Here is a 20,404-nt window from a genome sequence, read left to right as displayed (position 1 = left end):
CCATGGCCCGAAAAAAAGCAGAGCGTCAGCGCCCTCGCATCGTCGTGATGGGCGGGGGAACAGGGCTATCTGTCATGCTGCGCGGATTGAAGGAGAAGCCGTTGGATATAACGGCTATCGTCACCGTAGCGGATGATGGAGGAAGTTCTGGCATATTGCGCAGTGAATTGCATATGCCGCCGCCAGGCGACATTCGCAGCGTCTTGACGGCATTGGCTGATGTAGAGCCATCGCTGTCCGACATGTTGAAGTATCGATTTACAAGCGGCACAGGATTAGCGGGGCATAGCCTCGGCAATTTGATCTTGGCAGCAATGACGGATATTACAGGAGACTTTGTCTCTGGAGTGCGCGAGTTGAGTCGCGTATTGGCCGTGCGCGGCCGAGTGCTGCCGGCAGCTAATCAAGCTGTCGTGTTAAAGGCGGAGATGGAGGACGGAACCATCATTGAAGGGGAGTCCAACATTCCAAAGGCCGGACAGCGGATTAAGCGTGTATTTTTGGAACCTGATGATATCGAGGCGCTACCTGAAGCGGTTGAAGCTTTGAAGGAAGCGGACGCTATTTTGATCGGTCCAGGAAGCTTGTATACGAGCATCATTCCTAATCTACTTGTACCAAAGTTGGCTCAAGCTGTCGTGCAATCCAATGCAGTCAAAATGTTTGTTTGCAATGTGATGACGCAGCCTGGAGAGACAGACAACTATTCGGTGAGCGATCATTTAGAAGCGGTGCAACAGCATATTGGGCATCAACTGTTTGACTATATTATCGTCAACGATGGTGAGATTCCACCGCAAGTCCAAGAAAAATATGCAGAGCAAGGTTCAAAGGCTGTACATCTTGATTTGGATGAGGTTACAAGTCGGGGTTATAAAGTAATTGCGGATTCGCTAGTGTTGTTCCGTACGTATTTGCGTCATGATGCAGATAAGTTAAGTCACCATATTTATCAACTGGTAGAAAATTGGATGTTACGGAAGGAGTGAGCGGCCATGTCTTTTGCGGCACAAACAAAAAAAGAATTAACGTTAGTTGAAGCAGAAACGTGCTGTGAAAAGGCAGAATTGTCAGCGCTTATGCGTATGAATGGTTCGGTGCAGCTCTCCTCTAACCGTAAAGTCTTTTTGGATATATCAACTGAAAATGCAGCGATCGCACGACGGATGTATACCCTTGTCAAAAAATACTTTGATGTGCATACAGAACTACTTGTACGTAAAAAAATGCGCTTGAAAAAGAACAATGTTTATATTGTTCGTATTCCAACGCGAGTGCAAGAAATTTTGAGTGAGCTTCATATTGTTTCTGAAGGATTTTTATTTACGACAGGAATAGATAAGCGCTCAATCGCAAACAATTGCTGTAAGCGAGCTTATTTGCGCGGTGCTTTTCTCGCTGGTGGATCGGTAAACAATCCCGAAGGATCATCGTACCATTTGGAAATATCCTCAATGTATGAGTTACATTGCAAAGCGCTTGTAGATTTGGCGAATGAGTTTGACTTGAATGCTCGTTTTATTGAGCGAAAAAAAGGGTTTGTCCTCTACATCAAAGAGGGCGAAAAGATTATTGAATTTTTGAACATTATTGGTGCCCACCAAGCGCTGTTCAAGTTTGAAGATGTACGAATTATGCGTGATATGCGCAATTCTGTAAATCGAATCGTGAACTGTGAAACGGCAAACTTGAACAAGACGATCGGCGCAGCTGTACGGCAAATTGACAATATTAAGCTTATTCAGACGGAAATAGGGCTGGATACTTTGCCTGACAAGCTGCGGGAAGTTGCTGAAATACGGCTGGCGCATCCTGATATAAATTTGAAAGAAGTAGGCGAGTTGCTGAAAGGGAAAGTGAGCAAGTCGGGTGTTAATCATCGCTTGCGTAAGTTGGATGAGCTTGCAGAGCGAATCCGAAATACTTAACTTTTTTCCTAGTGCATTATCGGCTATAATGTTATAATGTGAACAAATATTGCGCTCGGCGTATATTTATGTTCAAATTGTGAATACAACTAATCTAATTTTGGAATATAGGGGGTATGATTCGCATGGCTCAACAACCAGTTGTCGTACGTTTGAAGACAGGTTTGCACGCTCGCCCAGCGGCACTGTTCGTGCAAGAAGCGAATAAATATTCTTCGGACATTTTCGTGGAGAAAGAAGATAAGAAAGTGAACGCGAAGAGCATTATGGGTATTATGAGTTTGGCAATCAGCTCCGGTACAAGCATTAACATAACTGCTGAAGGTGCGGACGCAGAACAGGCTGTAAGCGCTTTAGTCTCGCTTGTAAGTAAGGAAGAATTAGAGAACTAATGGTACCGTTTAACATTTATTAAAAAACCGTTTTAACTTGCTTCGGACTCAACCGAATCAGGTTAAGGCGGTTTTTTATGTTATGTCGTCATGTTCGGCAGTTAACGATAACGAACGATGGAACCATTTGCAATATGCTCTTGAGTTCAGGTGTATAAATTTACATATTAACATATGTGCAACCTTTATGAAGCGAGGTGCGTTTAGAAGACGAGAAGTTCGCTAAACTTAATGATAAACAACTTAGTGCGGAGGGATTATTAATGAATCAGAATAAATCATCCATGTCGATGTGGAAACGTTCAACGGTAGCGTTTGCTTTGACAGGTACAATGCTGCTCGGACTATGGAGCGCGGGCCCTGTGCAGACAGCAAGTGCAGCAGTTAGTACACAGGCATTGAAAAATGTAGTTAGTGTGTCAGGTACGGGAACTATTGAGGTCACTCCTGATGTTGCTTATATCGATTTAGGCGCTGAAACACGTGCTAATACGGCAGCAGAAGCGCAGCAAAAGAACGCGGAAGCATTCAATAAAGTGAAACAGGAACTGACGACGAAGTATGGCGTTCAGGCGAAGGACATTAAGACGACTAATTTCTCTGTTGAGCCTGTTTATAAGTATCAAGAGAATAAAGAACCTCAAATCGTGGGCTACGAGGCACGCCACTTTGTTAAAGTTACGTACCGTCAGCTAGATAAGCTCGGTGAGTTGTTGGATGCTGTTTCTAAAGCAGGTGCCAACCGTATTTCTAACGTTAACTACGATACGGAGAAGCGTGAGGATTACGAAGCGCAAGTATTGGAAAAGGCAGTGTCCAACGCGCAGAAAAAAGCAAACGCGCTAGCTAAAGCAGCTGGACGCAGCATTGATTCTGTCGTAAACATTGTGGAATCTGGTGCAGACTGGAGCCCCGTGAGCTTCAATCTTGCGAGTGATATGATTCAGGCGAAGAGCGCTGAAGCGGTGTCTGCTCCACAAGGCGGACTTATTAAGCTTAAGGCTTCTGTAAACGTACAGTACCAAATGAAGTAGTCCATATATTGCAATTTAGAACCACAAGCACAAGCTGGATAAAATAGGGGTAATATTGGGTTCTTGTCGTGTGAACGACAGGAGCCCAATTTTTTTGAAGGGTCTTGTAAGCATAAAGTCAAACCTGAAAAATCGCCTAAAAGGATACAAAAAAGTGGATTGAAGTCCTTAACATGGAGAAAATGCGGCGAATTCTCGAAGTTCCATGTATGTTTCTGTCGAAATTACGTAAAAATAGTTGTATCGTCAGTCAAAACGATGTATATTGTATATGCGAAAAATTACGATAAACACATATGCGACCTAGATGAAGCCATACCAATGGATATGGCTTTTTTTGCTTAAAGGCTGACGATATAAGGGGTTGATGCAGAATGATACAACTGGTGAATGTGGAGAAACACTTTGCTGGGCAACCCGTAGTGCAACCATTGTCGATGACAATTGACGAGGGTGAGTTTTTGACGCTGCTCGGTCCGAGCGGATGCGGTAAGACGACGATCTTACGCATGATTGCTGGATTTGAACAGCCGACTTCGGGCGAGATTCGATTGGACGGCGAAAATGTGACACAACTGCCGCCCAATAAACGTAATTTAAATTTGGTATTTCAACACTATGCGTTGTTTCCACACATGACAGTTGAGGATAATATCGCATTTGGTCTTAAAATGAAAAAAATTCCGCAGGCCGAGCAAAAAGAGCGTATTGCGGAAGCGATTCGCTTGACACAGCTTACGCCGCTTGCACAGCGCTATCCACATCAATTGTCCGGTGGCCAACAGCAGCGTGTGGCGATTGCTCGTGCGATTGCGAACAAGCCTAAGGTGTTGCTCTTAGATGAGCCGCTAGGTGCGCTTGATTTGCAGCTTCGTAAAAATTTGCAGGCAGAATTGAAGCAATTGCAGCGCAGCTTAGGTATTACGTTCGTGTATGTTACGCATGACCAAGAAGAGGCTATGATGATGTCGGACCGTATCGTTATTATGAATACGGGACGTGTTGAGCAGATTGGCACGCCTAAAGATATTTACGAACGCCCGGCGACGTTGTTTGCGGCGACGTTCATTGGAGAAAATAATATTTTGCATGATGAGCATATGTTCGCTGTTCGACCTGAAAAAATTCGTGTCTTCGAAGAAACGGACGAGACGCGTAAAGCTGGCATTATTCAAGATATCGTCTATTTAGGAAACATTCATAAGCTGATTATACATTTGGAAAATGAGCAGACGAATGTAACAGTGGCGTTAGACTTTACGGATAATCGCACTTGGTCAATTGGGCAGCGCGTTGGTGTTCATTGGAATGCACAGGATGAGGTGATGATCGGCCCATGAAACGTTCATACGGCATCATTGCGCCGGTCGTATTGTGGTTAGGTATATTTCTTGTTATACCGATGTTGGCTGTTATCGCCATCTCGTTTATGCAGCGTGACGAGCTAGGAAACATTGTGTATTCGTTTACGTTGGACAATTATGCACGGTTCTTTGAACCGCTTTATTTGGGTATATATTGGGACACGTTAACGCTGTCCTTGCTAACAACGGCCATTTGCTTACTACTTAGTTACCCGCTTGCGTATTACATTGCCAATACGAGCGCAGGGAAGCAGCGGCTGCTGCTAATTTTGATTACAGTGCCGTTCTGGATCAATTTCTTGATTCGTACGTATGCATGGGTGTTAATTTTGCGAACACAAGGCATCGTGAACACGACATTGCTTGATCTCGGTCTTATAAGTGAGCCGATGCAAATGTTGTATACAAAAGGAGCGGTGCTGCTCGGAATGGTGTATACATTCATTCCGTTTATGGTGCTGCCTATTTACGTATCCTTAGAACAAATGGATCGTCGTCTGTTGGAAGCGGCAAGCGATTTAGGTGCTACGCGCTGGAAGTCATTCTGGCACGTTACGCTGCCACAGACGAAGTCTGGCATGATGACAGGTAGCGTGCTTGTGTTTGTTACGACAACAGGTATGTTTGTCGTGACAGATATTTTAGGTGGCGCTAAGTCACAAATGCTAAGTAACATCATTCAGACACAGTTCCTAGGCGCACGTGACTGGCCGTTTGGAGCAGCGTTGTCGGTTATGTTTGTCCTTAGCTCGCTCATTATTATTGGATTGTTTAATCGCGCTATGCGCTCGAAATACGATGTGTCGAAGGAGGCGAAAGCATGAAGCCTTCCGGCCAAGTGAAAAAGAATCCGCTTCTCGGATTCCATTCGGTGTTAATGGTTATTTTTCTATACTTGCCTGTCGTGTTCATTATTGTGTACTCCTTTAATGATTCACGCATTAGTACGAATTGGAGTGGCTTTACGCTAGATTGGTATGCCGCATTGTTGGATAACCGTCAAGTGATGGAGGCGTTATCCAATAGCTTAATTATTGCGGTTATTTCTACAACCGTATCTACGGTGCTAGGGACGATGGCAGCGCTTGGATTGCGTAAAATGCATGGAAAGAAGAAGAAGGGTGCAGTAAGCCTGTTGTATTTACCGATTATTGTTCCGGAAATCATTATGGGATTGTCATTGCTCGTATTGTTTAGTCAGTTCCATATCCCGCTGGGCAAGTTTACAGTTATCGTTGCGCACATCACGTTTAGTGTTGCATACGTATACGTTATTGTGTCTTCGCGACTTGCAAATATGGGTAAGCAGTTGGAGGAAGCTGCGTCTGATCTAGGTGCTACACCTTGGCAGGCGTTTCGTTATGTGACATTGCCAACCATTTGGCCAGGTGTTGTTGCAGGGGCGTTGATTGCATTCACCCTGTCCATTGATGACTTTATTACGAGCTTCTTTGTGGCTGGTCCGAACTCATCCACGTTGCCGATCTATATATATGCTTCGGTGAAGCGTGGGATTTCGCCTGAAATTAACGCACTCTGTACGATATTAATCGTAGTGAGTGTCTTGCTTATCATATTGGCGCAATGGTTGCAGAATCGTGGCAGCGACAAGAAACGCAGCTCTACGCTACCTTTCTAAGCTTGAATCACTAAATTATTCACAACATCATTCAACAAATCATTATTCATAGTCAGAGAGGGGTAATAAGATTGAAAAAAATGAAATGGCTCGCGGTCGTATTGGCCGTTATGTTGGCATTAACAGCACTCGCTGGTTGCACGTCGGATAAACAAACGCTTAACTTATACAGCTGGGCGGATAACTTCGACCCTGAAACGTTAAAGAAATTCGAGACCGAATTTAACGTGAAGGTTAACTACACGCAATTTGCTAACAACGAAGAGCTGCTGGCGAAAATTAAAGCTGGCGGGGCAGGTTACGATGTAATCCAGCCGTCGGACTATATGGTGGCAAGCATGATCAAGCAGGACTTGCTCGAGCCGCTGAATAAGACCAATATTCCGAACTTCCAATACATTGCGGATCGTTTCAAAAGCCCTGATTATGATCCGGACAGCAAACACTCCATCGTGTACACGTGGGGCGTAACAGGTATTGCATACAACAAAAAGTATGTAAAAGAACCGATTACAAGCTGGAACGATTTGTGGAATGAAAAGTATAAAGGTAAAGTGTTGCTTCTTGACGACAACCGCGAAATGATCGGTATGGCGTTGAAAAAAGCAGGCAAGACGAACAGCTCGACGAACGAAGCGGACGTTAAAGCGGCTGTAGATGATTTACGTACGCTTGTACCGAACGTGCTTGCATTTGACACGGACAACATTAAGCAGAAGCTAATTACTGAAGAGGGCTGGATCGCTACAGTTTGGTCTGGTGACGCTGCTTTTAGTGCAAAAGAAAACAAAGACCTGGCTTACGTTGTGCCTAAAGAAGGCAGTACGATCTTCGCTGATACGTATGCGATTCCTAAAGGCTCGAAAAATAAGGAACTGGCAGAGAAGTTCATCAATTTCATGATGGACCCACAAAACAGTGCACAGAACTATGAGTATGTAGGCTATAGCAATCCGGTAACGAAGGCGAAAGAGTTCCATTCCAAAGAGTATTTGGATAATTCGATGATTAACTTGACGGATGAGGAACTGGCGCGTACGGAGTGGCTAGCGGACGTGAGTAAGTCGATCCAATTGTACGATCGCTTATGGACGGAATTGAAGAGCGGACGCTAATAGCAATGAACACAAAACGGTAGGAACCATGAGCAAATGGGTTCCTACCGTTTTTTTTGTAGATTGATAAGGCTATAGTTTTATCTATTTTTAAGCTTTCGTTCATATTTCTTTAATGTGTTCCTTGTATTCTGATAGTGGACCGAATGACAGATGAGTCTTGCGAAGGAGGCCTGCCGCGACCGATTACGATAAGCCTTGGACAGCCGGAGTAACCGTTGCACAAGGGAATCCGTTTCATCTTTCTCATGGTTTACAGTTTACCCCTAGAACATATACTTAGGCCGCATCGTTTAAGCGATGCGGCCCTTTTTTTGCTGTTTGAAAATAAAAATAAATACGTCTCAAAAAGAATTACATGTTAATGAACAGCTTTCCACGGCGACTGCCATTCATTTCGTACTGTTCTGTCAGGAGTGTGTCCTTGCGTCCACCATTTTGCTTCATACACTTTACCCTGATAAGAGACACGATTACCTTTAACATACGCTTTATTCGGCTGCCAAACAGGGGCCGATGGCGTTACTCCTCCAGTATCTTCAGTACCTTCAGTATCTTCAGTACCTTCAGTACCTTCAGTACCTCCGGTGCCTTCATTGCCTGAACCATTGGTAGAGCCGTTGCTAGGCTCTTCGGTATCTGGTCTAGGTGTAGGCTTTACAGGCACGTCTTCACGGTACAGCCATATTTGCTCCTTCAGTGCGGGCAGTTGCAACGCGTTAACCTGTGCACGGGCGTCGTTCGTGAACGGGAAGCCCCATTTTTCAAAGAATGGCAGCAGGTTCGTACCGCTTTGCTTCGATGCCATCACCACAAACATATCTTTTTCTTGCTGCACGTCGTTAGGCTGCTGTGCTTGCGGTAGCTCACGATATGCAGTGAACAGCTTCGTGTAGAAATCCCAACCGTAAGCCATTTGCAACTGCTTTAGCATAACGAGTTGGGGAATCAGATCGAGCTGTTTCGAATCGCCATATCGTTTTGATCCTTCTGGAAGCGCAACGAAAGAAAGGGCATAATCATAAGCTGATTTTCCAGCTGCATCTTTCTCAAGTAGACGGGACGGCTTGCCGAAATATTGTTGAGCAAACATAGAGAATATATTGACCGTTACTTCCGTATTATCAGTCCATGTCCAAGGGTCCTGTTGATAATTGTGCCCGATTTCATGCCAAAAGCCCCAGTTATTTTTCAGCCCATCGATGCTGACAGCATCTCGTGATTCAACACCGATAGGATACATGATCGGTACTCCAGCATGCATGTAGCCATCGCTAATTTGTTTATCGGCAACCAGGTGGAAGGGCAAGTGGTACGCACGATGTGGATTCGGTTTGTTTGCCCCTGTACCGTTTAGTTTGTCAAACTGGTCAAGTAAGTTGTCCCATGCTTGCAGCAGTGCTACAGGGTTCTCTAGGCGGCGTATATCATCAGCAGGAACGGTTAACAAGATTCGTTTGCCACGAAGTTCTGCCCAAGGTGCCCCTAAATGTCGAATCGATTCTTTCCACTCTGTTTCGCTGGTCGTCGCTAAGTCGAAATAGGGTGCACGAACTGAACCGCTAACCGTTAAGTCTACTTGTGTGGGCTTGGATTGCGCTGGAATAAAATAAATAAGTCCGCCGTAGGGGCTATTAATTCGATTTTGACCTGGTTGCAAAGTGTGTCTCAGTGAAACAATTGGCGGTCGCTCCCAGATTTCCTTGTCAAGCAAGGTGTCTGTATGTGCGCCTACTAATACATCCAGCGATGGCGTTCCCGCAGGCACATCTATGATGATGTCCTCACCCGCGGGCGCGTAGAGACCTGTGCTTACCCACGGCTCCGGTGCCGCATACATAAGTAGCTCTTGCGCTGCGTAATAATCAAAGTTTACAGTAACACGTTGATCGTTCACGCGTGGCGCTTCATTAGCAACTTTGCCGGGGAACGTATCCGCTAACGGTGACTTATGTCGGTTCGTATCTAAAGCAGTATTATTAAACGTAAAGGCTAAAATCGCACTTGAGTAAGGCTTGTACTCTTTATGGAGCGGCAGAGTCAGCTGATTTTGCAAGTGTCCTGTTTCTTGCTCTAGCACGTGGCGCAGTTCAGCACGTTCTGTCAACGAAGTAAATGACAGACGAAGCAAATCGGCCGCCAACGTAAGCTTATCCTCTGCGCTGGAGTTTACAGTGCCTATTTCAAGCGCTTCAGCGGGCAATTTGTTATCCTCAACAGCTTGAACTTGCGTTAATAGACGGTTGATTTGGTAGCTACGTGATTGGTTTGCAGACAGTTTTGGTGCACTTGATCCATCTGATACAGCCGTGTTATCCAACAAACTTAAGCCAACCGTATTCAACAGCCTCTGCACAGGATAGTGAGTGCTTAGTTGTGCAGTCCCCTGAACATTAGAGATGTAATATTGCGGGTACATTTGAAGGACCCAACCCTTTAAAGCAACGACAATGCTACCACCCTCGCGCACGTATTGTTCAAGCACGTGTGCTTCCTCATCAGTGATGGTAGCGTTAACGATTGCTACGGGAGTAGTTGCAGCATCCAGTGGCTGCTGCGTCCAAGACGCCACGCTTATATGTTGTATCGGGAGTGAAGAGTGAACGGGCAGGGCTCCTTTAGAGTAGATACGGAGCTTTCCTTTTCTCTGGAGCGCATCTTCATAACGTGTAATCTGACCTGCTGTGGCTTGTGCTTGTCCGTGTTCAGTCAGCCACAATAATAGGTTGCGCGTAACGATTGCGGATTCGCTGCTGTCGTTGCGAGCCAGGTTAATGAAATCTTCATCACCCGCGGCAATTACCCGGCCTTGGCCATAGCGTGCGCCAGCCATAAAAGGGGTTGTCTCCGTAGATGCAGCTACGACAAATGCATGGTCGGTCAAGGCGCTAACGCCCCCGACGTAAGAGCCTGTCTGAGTTGGAATGTGAGTCAGGTTACGATACAACAGCTCAAGGTCATTAGCTAGGGATTCATGTTGGATAGCGCTTCGAGTAGTTAATGGGTTAGGTTTATTAAGGCGGTTCTGAAGGACCGGGGGCTTCCTGTACACAGAATCTGTGACGGATGATTGTTCAACCATTTCCGGCAAGGGAATAGATGTAATCGTAGGCTGTAATCCCTGATTGGCGTATGCAATTGGACCGGAAAGGTTAGCTAATAGGGAAGTGACACAGAGTGCGGCCCAAACATTCTTTTTCATGGATAACTCTCCTTCTCGCAGTTTAAGCGTTGATATGCAAGGCTAGCAGTTACTAACCTTGTCATATAACATCGGTGAAAAGGAACTGATTAAATATAGTTGGAATGTTCTATTTTTCTGGTTTCTTTGTCCTATTCCTCAGTAAAATAAAAAACGGGGCAGCATCGTTTGTAGGGACACCGCTCCGAATGTTCATTTTTCATTCATCTTGGATACGTATAGTAATGATCGTTAGGCAGGGAATGCAGTCTGAATCCTGCGCGGGCGAAATCATGATTGTTATACTTCGCCGTATAGGCTGCATGCCTATTATAATAACGATAATAATGGCTCATATAAGGGAAAATCTCCGTCGCATTCTGATCGATGTCGTCAGCACTGTATTCATTTGCTGCTACGCCATATCCATCTAATGAAAATACTCCAGCCGCCACTTCATTCATACGAAAAAATCGGCGTATTGCCGCTGAAGAATGGTACTCGTACGTCATCGTACTGACGGCCATTAATTGAATGCCGATATCACGGCGATACTTTAGCATTTTGTCGATTTTGGTGCGAAATTCGGGACGAAACGCACTAACGTTATCTGGCTGCGTGATGTCGGTCGTTTCAAGAAAAGACTCGGCGAGATACATATCATTTGGGCCAAGTTTTGTAGCTTCACCTCGTGGATTGAACTCATTGTCGACGGCCGAGGCAAGGATGTCGTCTGGATTCCAAGCGTTCATAAAAGTCGGCATTTTTAGATTGTGTGCAAGTTGCACCGCACTGTTTAAACGTTGACGGCTCACGTCGTAATCGTAACCGGCATCGTCGTAAAATACACCCTTTGCCCCTAAGCGCTTCCACTTATCAAGTTTCTCAGCAATGAGCCACATCGGAAAATTGTTTGTGGTTACACCAAGATCAATATAACCGTACACGCTCGTTCGGGGCGCTATTTTCCGCAGCTCAGTTAGCAATGATTTGGTTGGCAAATGATGAGGAGAATCGGGCTCCTCTAAGCCAGCGCCAAATACGATAACGTCGTAACCGGCAAATAGTTGTGCCGCTTGTTTGATGTCCTCTGTACCGTTTACATTTTCGGGTATTCCGTAATAAATGAGCAATCGCTGCTTGGGTTGGCTTGGTAAGGACTCCATCTTGTTTTCACCTTTTTTCGTAATCGGCTTCAGGTGGCTAGTAGAAACGATCTTATCTTTAGCACGTGACAATGCTATATTAGGAATAATCGACCAAATTAAAGTGATGCAAACCAGTGACAACATCCATTTTTTCATAAAAATGTTCCTCCCTCATCCTTATAAACCATTTAACCGTGAATTTAATTCCGCTAACACTGATTCAGTTTACATATTTAAAGTGTATATATGAAATAGTTGTATGACTAATGAATAGTTGGTAATTCCTCATTATTTAACATAAATCGATTAAAATATCGAGGAATTAGAAGAATTATGAAATATAGTGCTAATTAATAATAAAATTACAGCTTTTTTCTGTAAATTTCAAGGAAAACATGACCAGTTTATGTTTGAAATGTACCATTTAATACGCTAGACTTGGAATTAAATAGATTTATAAGTTAAAAATAGGTAGGTGGAGTAGGTAGTGAGAATACTGGTAACAGGTGGTTGTGGTTTTATTGGTTCATTTGTGGCTGAACGATTTTACAAAGAAGGACATCAAGTTTGGATTATCGACAATCTAAGCACAGGTCAGCGATCCAATCTTACATTTAGCCCAACATGTTACGAAATGAATGTCGAAGATGCTCGATGTGAAGAAGTATTCAAGAGTGGTAAGTTTGATGTCGTTGTACATTTAGCTGCTCAAGTTGATGTTGAAACATCCGTCCGATCCCCACAGCAAGATGCGCAAGCCAATATTATGGGATTGTTGAACATGTTGCGCCTCTCCAAAGCGTATGGTGTAAAAAAATTTATATTCGCCTCATCCGCAGCCGTGTATGGTTCAGAAGGCGAAATCCCGTTAAATGAACACGCCGAGCAAAATCCGGTTTCTCCCTACGGCATTCATAAATGGTTCGGTGAGCACTACTGTCAGAAGTGGTCAGAGCTGTATGAACTACCGACCCTATGTTTTCGCTTCTCGAATGTATTTGGACCACGCCAAGGCAACTCCGGAGAGGGGGGCGTTGTATCGATATTTATACAGCGTATGCTCCGTAATGAACAATTGATTGTTTATGGCGATGGCGGCCAAACCCGAGATTTTATTTATGTAGAAGACGTCGCTGATGCAATATATCGGGCTTCGGATTCATACTTGCATGGTGTCTACAATCTTTCCACCACGACCGAAACATCTATTGTCCAACTGATCGACCACCTTGCTGACAATCACCCCATACCTCATGTTATTCATAAGCAGCCAAGAGAAGGTGACATTTATCGCTCATCACTTGATAACTCCCGATTGAAACGAGATTTGGAGTGGGTTCCTCTTTACAGTGTACAAGAGGGACTGCAAAAAACGTTCGCATGGTTTCAAACAAATGCGCAGGAGACGGAACATCGTTCCAACCACCCAACGAAATCAACATTACTTCAACGTCGATCCTCTATGCGCCAACCGTGGCTTCCACTACTAGAAAATATGATCGCATTTTTACTGGTTGCCCTGCTTACCTTATATCCTGCTACTTGGATTCAACACCTATCACTAGATTTCACCCTAATTTATATTACTTTAATCGGAATTATATATGGTTCACGCCAAGCGATGATTGCGGTTGGATTATCTACCTTATTGTATTTTGCTCATTTAAACGAGGAAGGCCGAGAATGGGTGTCGTTGTTATTTGACACAGAAGTGCTGTTCGATGTTTCGATGTATTTACTGCTAGGGCTTGTATTAGGCTTTACGACAGATAAGCGTCTTCAGCAATTGAGGTTGGCAGAACAACGCATTGAAACGCAAGAAGAGCGCTATACCTTTTTGAAAAAAGTGTTTGATGATACAAGCGAGATGAAAGATGCGTTAGAGCGCAATATGGTCAATTCCAAGGACAGTATTGGGCGATTGTATCGTATTGTGACCGAAATGGAGAGTTTGGAGCCGGAAAAAGTGATGACCTCAGCAGTGAGCGTGCTGGAGCAGATGTTGGAGACAGATGCGGTAGCGATTTATGCCGTTAGCACAGGCGACTATTTGCGCTTGCGAGTCCACTCCAAGAAGGAGCGCGCGTGGCTGAAATCACTCCAGTTACATGATAATCATGACATTGAGCGCGTCGTATATAAGCAGACGCCTTGGTTCAACAGGGAGCTGAATCCGAACAGTCCTATGATGGTTGCCCCTGTTGTGTTTGAAGGAGAGACGATAGCCATCGTTACCGTTTACGAGATGCCATTTGAGCGAATGAATCCATATGCCGAGAACGCGTTCCGCATTGCTGTCGATATGTTCTCTAAATCGTTAGGACGCGCGCTGCAATATTCGGATGCTGTACGTACAGACCGTTATATTACGGGCACGCAGTTGTTAAGAAGATTCGCCTTTGAACAAATGTTGTCACAGAAACAGGAAGCAAAACGGAAGCACCACGTCCCATACGTACTTATAAAAATAGAAGGTCTAGGGCTTGATTGGAAGGATTGGGGGGCACGAATTGTTGGTGCCTTGCGGGACACGGACTATGTCGGAACTGAGCAGGGCGATAGTGTAATGGCATTGCTATCTAATACGGACGAGAGCGAAGTGGAGACGGTAAGAGCGCGTATTAACCAACTTGGTTTAACGACACGCGTAATAGTGGAGCCTGATTGGCAGAGTAGGGAAAAAGTATATGGATAATTGGGTGTTGTTGATTGGTGTAGGGATTGTATACACCGTGTGTGTTGTTGCCATATGGACATGGCTGGTGGTGACGCACTGGCGTGATTGGCCTATTCAGAAGCGGCGTGTACTGCTTGTCGTGATGTGGGCGGTGCCGATAGCCGGGGTGATGCTGGCTTTAGTGGTCACATGGGCTGCACGTCACGGGGAACGTGATCAGGCAGGAGAAGGGAAGTCGTGGACATCGCGCTTCTCTTACTTGGTCGTGCGCGGGGAGTCGGGCGACTCCTTGTCGCACCGCCTTTACATGAAACAAGAGCAGGCGCAGGAGACCCTTCCGCTTGAAGAGGCGCTGCTGTTCAGTGATGTAATGGTTCGTCGTCGCCGCTTACTGGATGCGATCAAGTTCGATGCGATTGAGCGGACATCGCTGCTAGAGGCGGCGGTTAGCAATGAAGACACGGAAACGTCGCATTATGCCGTTACCGCTGTTATGGAGATGAAGCGCAAAATGACGCTTGCGCTACAGGAAGCTGCCGTGCGCACCACGCGTGAACCGCACAATGTGGAAGCGCTGAGACAGCATGCAGACTTGTTGACACGTTGTTTGCAGAGCGCGTTGCTCGATCGGCGCACTTATTCCATTTACCGCAATCAACTGGCTGTGGTGTTGGAGCAGTGGCTTGCTGTCGGTGAAGCTGGGGCAGAAGCGTATGAACGTAAAATATCGGTGGAATTGGAGCTTGGGCACCATGCGAAAGCACTTCAATGGTGTGAACGATTCCAGACGGCCCATGGGGACAAGGAAGCCCCTTATTTATGTGCGCTAAAAGTACATTATGCTTTGCGTAACGGTCGAGCCTTCGCAGCACAGTTGGAGCAGTTCAAGCGAACGGGAATTCGTTTTTCACCGGATACGCTACAGCTCGTACGTTATTGGAGTCGGGAGGTGAAGAGCGATGCAACGGCAGGAGAACCAGCAAGGTGAGCAGCAGAACAACCGGCGGGATGAGCAGCAGCAGGATGAACAGAATCAGAACCGCCAGAATGAGCAGCGTCAGAACCAGCACGAGCACTCGCAGGGCGTAAACCCTAACGAGCGACAGCTTACGAAGTTAGACAAGAGCCGAGGGCATGTGCAGCGTGCAAGCATAATCTTTATGCTTGCGATCGTGCTTATATTAGGCGGTGTACTGCAATTTTCCCGCTCGCAAAGTTTAGAGCACATTGGCAGCGTTCAGCAGGTAGAGCAGGCTATCGCGAATGTCAAATGGCAGAGCCTTTCGCTAACTGCTGATAAGAAGGCCACTTTCAATACGCAGCGCTTAGCGATCGCATACGATCAGCAGGATGAGCAAAGTATGCGATTGACGCGCAATATCGAGCGAGTGCTGACCGATATGAAGTGGGCGCATGATCTTGTGGACGTCAACAAACTTAAAGTAGGAAGCACAGTGAATGATTATTACGGTGTGGTGCTGACTAAGCCCGATCTGTCCACGCTGCCAGACAGCGACTGGATCGAACACTATGTAACATCTGGTGGCAGGCTGCTGTTTGCAGTAGTTCCGACAGTGGATGGGGAATTTTATAGCGTGTATCGAAAGCTAGGTATCAATGATATGGGTGGACATATCCAAACGTCTGGTATTCGGATAGAGACCGATTTCATGCTCGGTGCGAAAGGTGCGTCATTTAAAGGGGATTCGTTGACGAATGTGTCACTTTCGGTCACGTTGGAAGACGACGTTGCGGTACATGTTAAAAGTGAGCAAGGTGTACCGTTGTTGTGGGAAACGGCATTAGGTAAAGGCAAAATAGTCGTATTTAACGGTTCTATACTTCAAGAGAAGACGAGTCGAGGCTTAGCGGGAAGTGCTATCGGGTTACTTGCCGATACTTATGCCTATCCGGTCATAAATGCGAAAGTTATATATTTGGACGATTTCCCAGCGCCGCTTCCTATAGGGATCAATGAGTCCTTGTTTGAAACGTATCGACGTAGTTTGCAACGCTTTTTTAAAGAAGTATGGTGGCCTGACATGATAAGACTCGCTGCTAAGCACGATCTGCGATATACCGGGGCAGTTATTCAATCGTATGACAATGATGTGACACCGCCTTTTGAGCAAGCATCTAGTGCCGAGACGACTCATCTGCTTTCGTTTGGACATGAGTTGTTAAAGAACAAGGGAGAAATCGCGATTCATGGATATAACCATCAATCGCTGTCCACTAATCTTAAAAAGTCAGCTTTTTTCGGTTACAAACCTTGGCCGAACGAATCTTCCATGGAACAATCCATAAAAGAAGTGAACAAATATGTAGAGGGTGCGTTTCCAGGTATCCATTTGCACACGTATGTTCCTCCTTCTAATGTCTTAACACCAGAAGGGCGCGCAGCGCTTAAACAAGCTTGGCCGAAGATTGGCGTCATCTCATCTGTTTTTGCTGAAGACCAAAATAAGAACGCCTACGTACAAGAATTTGGGGTCGCCGCGGATGGCATAATCGAGCTGCCACGAATGACAGCTGGCTTTACCCAATCGGAGTATAACAATTGGATTATGATGAATGCCGCATCTTATTTAGGCGTATTTTCACATTTTGTTCATCCTGACGATGTGCTGGACGAGCGTAGAAGTGGTTCCTATTCGTGGAGCCAGATGTACAAAAATTTAAGTGCGTACTTATCCATGCAGGAATCGCATTATGGTTGGCTTCGCCCGATGACGGCAGCTGGAGCAAGTCATGAAACGTTAAAATGGGCGAAGGCGGATGTGACGCTCGATTATAAACAGCAAGGGGTTAACGGTTATGTAAACCAATTTGGTGGAGAGCTGCAATTTATATTGCGTACGGATCAAAGGATAACAAATCAGCGTAATTGCAAAGTAACGCCGCTTGGACAATCCGCCTACTTGGTGAAAGTAGCAGCACCCGAATTTTCAATCCAATGGGGAGGTCAGTAGACAAATGAGAATAGCGCTAATCGCGGAGGGGTCATACCCTTACGTCACTGGCGGCGTATCCAGTTGGGTGCACTCCCTTATCAGTTCCATGCCGGAGCATGAATTTGTGATTTATGCCATAGGAGCAAGCTCTGAACAGCAAGGAAAGTACAAATACGACTTGCCCGCAAATGTAGTTCAGGTGTGCGAATATTTTTTGGATGCGCATCTTCAGGATGAGGGCAAGTGGGGGAAAAGGTACCGTATCTCGCCACAGGAGCGGGATGCTCTGCTCGCCTTTATTAGCGGAGCGTCACATGTCGATTGGCAGGTGTTATTTAACTGGATGTCAGACGGAGGTTTTGGTTCGGCAGCTAATTTTTTGCGTAGTCGCGATTATTTTGACTTGCTATCAGAGCTTAGCGAGACAAAGTTTCAGTATGTGCCATTTACAGAATGGTTCTGGACGGTGCGCTCCATGGTACTGCCCTTGTTCGTTCTGCTGCGCGAGCCGATTCCGCAGGCAGATTTGTACCATTGTGTAACGACAGGGTACGCTGGCGTAATTGGAAGCATGGCAAAATGGCGGACAGGTAAGCCGCTTATCATAACTGAGCACGGTATTTATTCGCGAGAGCGGGAAGAGGAAATTATTAAGGCGGAATGGGTGCCTAGCTATTTTAAGGAGCAATGGATTGACTATTTTTATATGCTCTGTAATTGTGCCTACGAATCTGCGGATCAAGTCATTACGTTATTTGGCCGTAATCGTGAAATTCAAATCGAGCTTGGGTGCAGCTCAAGTAAAATTAGCATTATTCCTAACGGAGTCGAGTTTCACGACTATGTTGGACTGCCTGCAAAAGCAGTAGGCGACAATCGTATACACGTCGGTGCCATCGTGCGCGTCGTACCGATTAAAGACATTAAGACGATGATTCAGGCATTCGCCATCGTGAAACAAGAGGTGCCGGACTCGACATTTTGGATCATTGGCCCTTATGACGAAGATCCTGAATATTACGCAGAATGTCAGGCGCTGTTGGAAGCGTTGGCAGTAGAAGAAGTAACGTTTACAGGTAGTATGCAGATTAGCAATATTATTGGCAAAATGGACTTACTTGTGTTGTCGAGCATCAGCGAGGGGCAACCATTGGCCGTGCTTGAAGGGATGGCCGCTGGCAAGCCGTTCGTGACAACGGATGTTGGCAGTTGTAAAGAACTGCTGTATGGCATGGATGACGCCTATGGCCCAGCAGGATTTGTGGCTCCTGTTATGAATGTGGACAGCATCGCGCAAGCGATTATCGAGCTGTGCAATCATCCAGATGAACGTGTGCGCATGGGAGTAGCGGGTCAGGAGCGGGTTAGAAATCTTTATAGTAAGCAGCAATTTATTCAATCGTATGTTGCGTTGTATGAAAGCTACGAGGAGGGGCGCACATGGCAGGCATCGGCTTTGAATTGAAAAAATTGTTCACTAGGCGGGAGTTAGCTTATCGCTTACGTGCTTATGCCATCTCTTCAATCGTTACAGTTGGCCCCATGCTTGCCTGTATGATGATGATCATTGGTGCACAGCTCGTCATGAAAGCGTGGGAGGGACCACTTAGCGAGCGAGAGTTGCTGTTCGGCGGCGCTGTCTACGCCTTCGTCTGCTCCTACATCATTGTGTCGATCTATCAAATGATGACGACGCGTGCTGTATCAGACATGTTGTATGAACAGCGCTACGAACAAATTTTGCCCTCTGTTTATGCAGGGCTCATTTGGTCACTCACTCCCGCGCTGCTCATCGGCGGGGCGTTTGTCATTTGGGCGCCACTTAGCTTCGGATACAAGCTAGCGCTGTATTTATTTTTCGTGCAGCTAGTCGTGATATGGCATCTTGGCGTATATGTAACGGCGTTAAAGCACTATGGATACGTATTTGGTGCCTTCGCCGTAGGTGGCATTGTCGGTACATTAAACTGTGTACTGTGGCCGTTTATTACAGGTTCCTTGTCAGCCGCAGCCATGTTATGGATGTTAAATATCGGGATTTGCTGCACGCTGCTAGGGCTTGCTTATGCGGTTGAACGGCAATTTGGGGGCCGTCTGCCTTCAACGAAAGGTGCAACAGGTACGATAGATGCGACAAGTGCAACAGGTGCAACAAGTGCGGCAGGTGTGACACGTAAGGGAGACCTGTCGGCGGACAAGCGTCTTTCCGACGAGGCACGTAGCTACAGCTTAGTGCAGTGGATGCGTCGATACCCATCCTTGATGGGCATTGGATTCATGATGGCTCTAGGGTTATATACACATCAGATTGTACAGTGGATCAAAAATGAGGGAATATGGGTCGAAGGTGTGTTTAGGATGTCTCCGGCATACGATTTGCCAGTGTATTACGCATTTTTAACGACGATACCGACGCTAGTGTTGTTTGTTGTAGCGCTAGAGACATCATTTTATCCCAAATGCCGTCAATATTATGAAACGGTACTTGGACAAGGGTCAATGCGGGAAATTGAACAGGCTCGAAGAGATATGAGCCAAGTGCTCGTGTATGAAGTGTCGCTCTTAATGGGCATCCAGCTCTTTTTTACGATATTATCGATTGCATTCGCCGTTCGTTTACTACCCTTTTTCGGGTTCACAAGTACGATGATAGAAGCGTTTAATATTTTGGCGCTTTCCTTTTTCGCCTATACGTTATTTATGGTTATTGTCCTTGTTCTGCTCTATTTTGATGATCGGAAGGGTGTATTTGCATTAAGTGCGATTATGCTCGCATGTAGTGCAACTTTCTCTATACTATTTGATAACGTTGATACGAGCTTTGCTATGTTTACGGCCTCCTTTATCGCTTTAACCTTGTCTTTAGGGCGTTTGCGATACGTCATTAGACATTTGCACTACTACACATTTAGCGCACAACCGATAGTTATCAAACGAACTCCGCTTTAGCATGAAGCGGAACGGACATAAAT

Annotated in this window: 15 protein-coding genes; 13 read left to right on the top strand and 2 right to left on the bottom strand. The window is 45.7% G+C overall.

All coding sequences use genetic code 11. The annotated features are described in order from the left end of the window. Nucleotides 1-2 precede the first annotated feature (2 nt). The 8 genes from KIK04_RS09345 (at nucleotide 3) to KIK04_RS09310 (ending at nucleotide 7,472) form a co-directional block, all read left to right on the top strand. On the top strand, nucleotides 3-989 hold the full coding sequence (locus KIK04_RS09345) for a gluconeogenesis factor YvcK family protein (RefSeq protein ID WP_232277990.1): 987 nt from the start codon (nucleotides 3-5) through the stop codon (nucleotides 987-989). A 6-nt stretch (nucleotides 990-995) separates the two neighbouring features. Then, the gene (gene whiA / locus KIK04_RS09340) at nucleotides 996-1,928 is read left to right on the top strand and encodes a DNA-binding protein WhiA (RefSeq protein ID WP_232277989.1); all 933 of its coding nucleotides are present in this window, start codon (nucleotides 996-998) and stop codon (nucleotides 1,926-1,928) included. Nucleotides 1,929-2,053: 125 nt separating this feature from the next. Next, nucleotides 2,054-2,320, top strand: coding sequence for an HPr family phosphocarrier protein (locus KIK04_RS09335; RefSeq protein WP_232277988.1), 267 nt, complete (start codon nucleotides 2,054-2,056; stop codon nucleotides 2,318-2,320). A 263-nt stretch (nucleotides 2,321-2,583) separates the two neighbouring features. Further along, a complete protein-coding gene (locus KIK04_RS09330) occupies nucleotides 2,584-3,354 on the top strand; it encodes an SIMPL domain-containing protein (protein WP_232277987.1) in 771 nt (256 codons plus the stop codon). A 374-nt stretch (nucleotides 3,355-3,728) separates the two neighbouring features. Further along, on the top strand, nucleotides 3,729-4,694 hold the full coding sequence (locus KIK04_RS09325) for an ABC transporter ATP-binding protein (protein ID WP_232277986.1): 966 nt from the start codon (nucleotides 3,729-3,731) through the stop codon (nucleotides 4,692-4,694). Further along, entirely contained in the window at nucleotides 4,691-5,542 is an 852-nt protein-coding gene (locus tag KIK04_RS09320; RefSeq protein WP_232277985.1) for an ABC transporter permease, read from the top strand. Before KIK04_RS09325 ends, KIK04_RS09320 begins: the two co-directional genes overlap by 4 nt. After that, nucleotides 5,539-6,357: an ABC transporter permease gene (locus tag KIK04_RS09315; protein WP_232277984.1), complete on the top strand. Its 819-nt coding sequence runs from the start codon at nucleotides 5,539-5,541 to the stop codon at nucleotides 6,355-6,357. Before KIK04_RS09320 ends, KIK04_RS09315 begins: the two co-directional genes overlap by 4 nt. A gap of 80 nt (nucleotides 6,358-6,437) precedes the next feature. After that, the gene (locus KIK04_RS09310) at nucleotides 6,438-7,472 is read left to right on the top strand and encodes an ABC transporter substrate-binding protein (RefSeq protein WP_232278665.1); all 1,035 of its coding nucleotides are present in this window, start codon (nucleotides 6,438-6,440) and stop codon (nucleotides 7,470-7,472) included. Between the two features lie 361 nt (nucleotides 7,473-7,833). Here KIK04_RS09310 and KIK04_RS09305 read toward each other — a convergent pair whose 3' ends face one another. Then, nucleotides 7,834-10,674, bottom strand: coding sequence for a M60 family metallopeptidase (locus tag KIK04_RS09305; RefSeq protein ID WP_232277983.1), 2,841 nt, complete (start codon nucleotides 10,672-10,674; stop codon nucleotides 7,834-7,836). 203 nt (nucleotides 10,675-10,877) lie between these two features. Then, nucleotides 10,878-11,957, bottom strand: a complete 1,080-nt coding sequence (locus KIK04_RS09300) for a hypothetical protein (RefSeq protein ID WP_232277982.1) — start codon at nucleotides 11,955-11,957, stop codon at nucleotides 10,878-10,880. Nucleotides 11,958-12,288: 331 nt separating this feature from the next. Here KIK04_RS09300 and KIK04_RS09295 point away from each other — a divergent pair, with 331 nt between their 5' ends. Genes KIK04_RS09295 through pelG form a run of 5 tightly spaced genes read left to right on the top strand, consistent with a single transcriptional unit; the run spans nucleotide 12,289 to nucleotide 20,381 of the window. Further along, a complete protein-coding gene (locus KIK04_RS09295; RefSeq protein ID WP_232277981.1) occupies nucleotides 12,289-14,496 on the top strand; it encodes an NAD-dependent epimerase/dehydratase family protein in 2,208 nt (735 codons plus the stop codon). Continuing rightward, the gene (locus KIK04_RS09290) at nucleotides 14,489-15,466 is read left to right on the top strand and encodes a hypothetical protein (protein WP_232277980.1); all 978 of its coding nucleotides are present in this window, start codon (nucleotides 14,489-14,491) and stop codon (nucleotides 15,464-15,466) included. The genes KIK04_RS09295 and KIK04_RS09290 overlap by 8 nt, the downstream gene beginning before the upstream one ends. Next, nucleotides 15,438-17,450, top strand: a complete 2,013-nt coding sequence (locus KIK04_RS09285) for a DUF2194 domain-containing protein (protein ID WP_232277979.1) — start codon at nucleotides 15,438-15,440, stop codon at nucleotides 17,448-17,450. The genes KIK04_RS09290 and KIK04_RS09285 overlap by 29 nt, the downstream gene beginning before the upstream one ends. Before the next feature lie 4 nt (nucleotides 17,451-17,454). Continuing rightward, entirely contained in the window at nucleotides 17,455-18,897 is a 1,443-nt protein-coding gene (pelF, locus tag KIK04_RS09280) for a GT4 family glycosyltransferase PelF (protein ID WP_232277978.1), read from the top strand. After that, nucleotides 18,873-20,381 (top strand): exopolysaccharide Pel transporter PelG, encoded by a 1,509-nt coding sequence (pelG, locus tag KIK04_RS09275; protein ID WP_232277977.1) that lies wholly within the window; start codon nucleotides 18,873-18,875, stop codon nucleotides 20,379-20,381. Before pelF ends, pelG begins: the two co-directional genes overlap by 25 nt. The last annotated feature ends 23 nt before the right edge of the window (nucleotides 20,382-20,404 follow it).

The sequence above is a fragment of the Paenibacillus sp. 481 genome, assembly GCF_021223605.1.
Classification (GTDB): domain Bacteria; phylum Bacillota; class Bacilli; order Paenibacillales; family Paenibacillaceae; genus Paenibacillus_B.
This window is presented reverse-complemented; position numbering and strand designations above follow the sequence as displayed.